The following is a 3,742-nucleotide window of genomic DNA, read 5'->3' as shown; positions in this document are numbered from 1 at the left end:
CGGTGGTAGGACGCCTGCTGCTCGCGGTCCTCGAGCTCCGCCTGTGCGATCGCGCTGCGGAAGTCGACGTCCCACAGCGTCGGCGCGAGAGCGCGGTACGCCTCCCCGCGGTCGGCGGAGCGCAGGAACGCGAGCTGGCTCGTCCGGATGGTCTCTTCCGAGATGGTGCGGTAGGTCTGCGTCCAGTCCACCGAGAGGCCGAGCCTGCGCCACAGCTCCTCGAAGGTCTTCTCGTCCTCGACCGTGAGCGTCTCGCACAGCTCGATGAAGTTGCGGCGGCTGACGGGCACCTGGTCGGCGGCCTTCAGGCTCTTGGCGTTGCCCTGGAACGGGGGCGTGAAGTCGGGCTCGTACGGCAGCGACGGGTCGCAGCGCACGCCGTAGTAGTTCTGCACCCGACGCTCCGTCGGCAGGCCGTTGTCGTCCCAGCCGATGGGGTAGAACACGGTCTTGCCGCGCATGCGCTCGAAGCGCACCTTGACGTCCGTGTGCGTGTACGAGAACACGTGACCGATGTGCAGCGACCCCGAGGCGGTGGGCGGGGGAGTGTCGACCGAGTACACGCCCGAGCGGCCCGCGGCCCGGGCGGCGTCACGGTCGAACAGGTACGTGCCCTGCTCCTCCCAGGCGGAACCCCACTTGTCTTCGAGACCCTCGAGCGCGGGCTTGTCGGGAATGGCGGCCATAAGGGATCTCCTCGGTATATGCGGCACGGTGTCTGCGTGCCTGAGTGTGGGGTTGTGCCCCGATTCTACCGGGCCGGGCGTGAGCCCTTCCCGTGCCCTCGAGTCCCTCCCTCTGCTGCCCGGATCTTCGGACGGAGCCCGGAACGACGGACCGGCGTCGCGGATCCGGTCCGTCGTTTCGGATCCCGTCCGTGACGACGGATCTGCAGCTGCATCATGCGCGAGCGAGGTGCAGCCCCTGCGCGACGGCGATCGCGATGAGGTCGTGCACCGCAGGCCAGGAGTCGACGATCTGCCGGTAACTGACGCGGATGACGTGGTACCCGAGGAGCTTCAGCTGCGCGTCGTGCACGTTGTCGGCGTCCCGCTGCGGACCCACGTGATGTCCGCCGTCGATCTGCAGAACCAGCCGGTCGCCGATCAGGACGTCGACGGGACGCCCGGCGATCACCACCTGACGACGTAGCGGAAGCTTCAGCCATCGCAGCCGCGGCACCACGATGGTCTCGAGCCCGGAGTCGGCGAAGGGCTGTGCAGCCTGGAGTACCCGCCGCGCGCGCTCGCCCAATGGCAGCCGCCGCATCAGCTCGAGGCTGATCAGCCCGACGCGGAGCGCCGACTCCCACACGACGAGTGCCTGCTCGAAGGGCTGACACTGGGCGATCAGGACGAGCGCGTTCTCGATGCCGTCCTCCAGAGCCCCCGGCGGTCGCGGGACGACCGCGCGCGACCAGTGAACGTGGGCGACGGTGCTCCGCGGGAGTCGATGGTGCGGCTCGGCGGCGACGTGGAACGTGTCGCTGCCGAACGTCCAGAGCCCCGCCCGCTGCGCCCTCGTGACGCACGAGATGACGACGCCGAGCTCGGCGGCGGCGCGGAGTGCCGGATCCGCGCCGGGCAGGGCGATCCAGCCGTTGCTCGGACGGATCAGCAGATTCTGCTTCTTGGCGCGCTTCAGCGCGGAGGACGCGACGCCGGCATCGAGCGCGTCGCGCACGCGCATGACGCCGCCGCGCTCGGCGACCAGCAGGACGGGATCCATGACCCGAGCATGCTCGCGGCCGACTCTGCCAAAGCGGTGCCGACGCGGATCTGAGACAGTCCGCCTCGTTCCTCGGGCTGTGGACGAAAGCCGCACCGCCGCGCCCTTGCGGCTTCCCGAATCTCCGGAGGAAGCCCGGAACGACGGATCCGCGTCGCGGATCGGGTCCGTCGCTTCGGATTCCGTCCGTGGCGATGGTCGCAGCGCTCCAGCCGCGATGCTACATTGCTAGCATGCAAGCCGATGAGCCGAAGGTGCAGTTCAACGTGTACCTGCCGAAGGACCTCGTCCGGGCGGTGAAGCACCGGGCGATCGATGAGGGTGCGAGCCTGTCGGCATTCGTGGAGCGCGTGCTGCGCACGGAGATCGAGAGGGGTGGGGCATGACCCGGATCACGCCCGTCATGATGGTTGCGGACGTCGCGGGGAGCGCCGCGTTCTACGCGCTGCTCGGCCTCGACGAGAGCGCACAGGAGACGAGTCGCACCTGGGCCTCCATGGCGGGCACGGGCGGGTCGCTCGGCCTGCACGTGGCGGCAGCCGGTGAGGCCGGCCGCGTGTCGTTCCAGGTGACGCTCCGAGACGGCGAGATGGACGCGGTGCACGCCTCCCTGGCCGCGCACGGACACGGGCCGACGCCGATCACGGACGAGACCTTCGGGCGCTACTTCACGGTCGCGGATCCGGATGGCTATGTCGTGCAGGTCAACGAGGCTCCGGAGGACCTTGCGCGGTCGTACGAGACGGAGGAGTCCCGCTCGCTCCTCGAGTGACGCCCGCTCGCTCCTCGAGTGACCTCAGCCGCGCACGTCGATGCCCGCCGCCGCGGCGAAGGCCGGCGCGAGGCGCTCGACCTGCCAGGGCGTGAGCGTCACGCCACGCAGCGCGAGCACGTCGAGGAAGGACGCCGCCTCGAGGCCCCGGAGGTCGACGTCCGTCGCGCGCATGCCGCGCGGATCCACCTCTTCCGCCCGGCAGTCGTCGAAGGCGAGCCTGGTGAGCGCGGCGTGCGGCAGATCCAGGGTCCGGATCGCACACCCCGCGATCAGCACGTCCTCGGCCCGCGCACCGCCGAGCGATAGGTAGTCGATCCGGACATCCCGCAGCTCGAGTTCCGCGAGCTGCGCGCCCGCCAGGTCGAGCGTCCCGATCCGGCCGCCGGTGATGCGCATGCGCCGGATCGTCGTGTCGCGCGCCGAGACGGAGGTCGCCTTCAGGTCCGTGATCGAGACGTCGATCAGCGTCGCGCCCACGAGGTCGAGCGCGTCGACCGCCGCGGCGTCGATGATGCACTCCTCGAGCGCCGAATGCGCGAGGTCCACGTCTCCGCTCAGCCCGGTGAAGCGCATCTGATGCGCATCCATACGGCGCGTCACGACGCCCTCATCCAGGTGCCGCGGAAGGTCGGGTGCCGAGACACGGGGCGGGACGGGGCGCTGCACGGAACGGGCCATGCCGCCACGGTATCCCCGAGCGCCGACAGCCCGTAGAATCGGGGGACACGCATCGATCCGGCCATCACCGGGGAGCTCGCGGAAGAACAGGCCTCGGCCTCAGTAGAACCGCGCGGGTCAGGCCCGTCACAGCCGCAGTGAGAGCGGCGGTCTCGCAGGAGACCGCAACGCGGGGTGGTACCGCGGCTCCTGTCGTTCGCCGGCAGAGGTCGTCCTCGCAGACCGAATCCGGATCTGCTGGAGTGCTGATGACCTACCCGAAGTCCTCGTCGTTCGGACCCGCCGCCGACCAGGCCGCCACGATCGTGCCGAGCCCGCGCTTCCCCGAGATCGAGCGCGACATCCTGTCGTTCTGGGAGCAGGACGACACGTTCCGCGCCTCGATCGCGCAGCGCGACGGAGCCGAGGAGTGGGTCTTCTACGACGGCCCGCCCTTCGCGAACGGCCTGCCGCACTACGGCCACCTGCTCACCGGGTACGCCAAGGACCTCTTCCCGCGCTTCCAGACCATGCGCGGCAAGAGGGTCGACCGCGTCTTCGGCTGGGACACCCACGGTCTTC

Annotated in this window: 6 protein-coding genes; 3 read left to right on the top strand and 3 right to left on the bottom strand. The window is 70.0% G+C overall.

The window, feature by feature from the left end; all coding sequences use genetic code 11:
* Together RIF89_RS12045 and RIF89_RS12040 are read right to left on the bottom strand one after the other, a co-directional pair.
* On the bottom strand, positions 1–686 hold a 686-nt coding region (locus tag RIF89_RS12045), incomplete at its 3' end, for a class I tRNA ligase family protein (RefSeq protein WP_309069347.1).
* Between the two features lie 214 nt (positions 687–900).
* A complete protein-coding gene (locus RIF89_RS12040; protein ID WP_309069346.1) occupies positions 901–1,728 on the bottom strand; it encodes a DUF559 domain-containing protein in 828 nt (275 codons plus the stop codon).
* Positions 1,729–1,961: 233 nt separating this feature from the next.
* Between RIF89_RS12040 and RIF89_RS12035 the strand changes: the two genes are divergently transcribed.
* Positions 1,962–2,114: a CopG family transcriptional regulator gene (locus tag RIF89_RS12035; RefSeq protein WP_309069345.1), complete on the top strand. Its 153-nt coding sequence runs from the start codon at positions 1,962–1,964 to the stop codon at positions 2,112–2,114.
* On the top strand, positions 2,111–2,500 hold the full coding sequence (locus tag RIF89_RS12030) for a VOC family protein (protein ID WP_309069344.1): 390 nt from the start codon (positions 2,111–2,113) through the stop codon (positions 2,498–2,500). The genes RIF89_RS12035 and RIF89_RS12030 overlap by 4 nt, the downstream gene beginning before the upstream one ends.
* A 24-nt stretch (positions 2,501–2,524) precedes the next feature.
* Here the strand turns inward: RIF89_RS12030 and RIF89_RS12025 are convergent, their stop codons facing one another.
* On the bottom strand, positions 2,525–3,181 hold the full coding sequence (locus tag RIF89_RS12025; RefSeq protein WP_309069343.1) for a pentapeptide repeat-containing protein: 657 nt from the start codon (positions 3,179–3,181) through the stop codon (positions 2,525–2,527).
* A gap of 248 nt (positions 3,182–3,429) precedes the next feature.
* On the opposite strand from RIF89_RS12025, the gene RIF89_RS12020 reads away from it, so the two are divergent.
* Positions 3,430–3,742, top strand: a 313-nt coding sequence (locus RIF89_RS12020; RefSeq protein WP_309069342.1) for a class I tRNA ligase family protein, incomplete at its 3' end; no start/stop codon positions are given.

The sequence above is a fragment of the Microbacterium sp. genome (assembly GCF_031178525.1).
In the GTDB taxonomy this organism is placed as follows: Bacteria; Actinomycetota; Actinomycetes; order Actinomycetales; family Microbacteriaceae; genus Microbacterium.
This window is presented reverse-complemented; position numbering and strand designations above follow the sequence as displayed.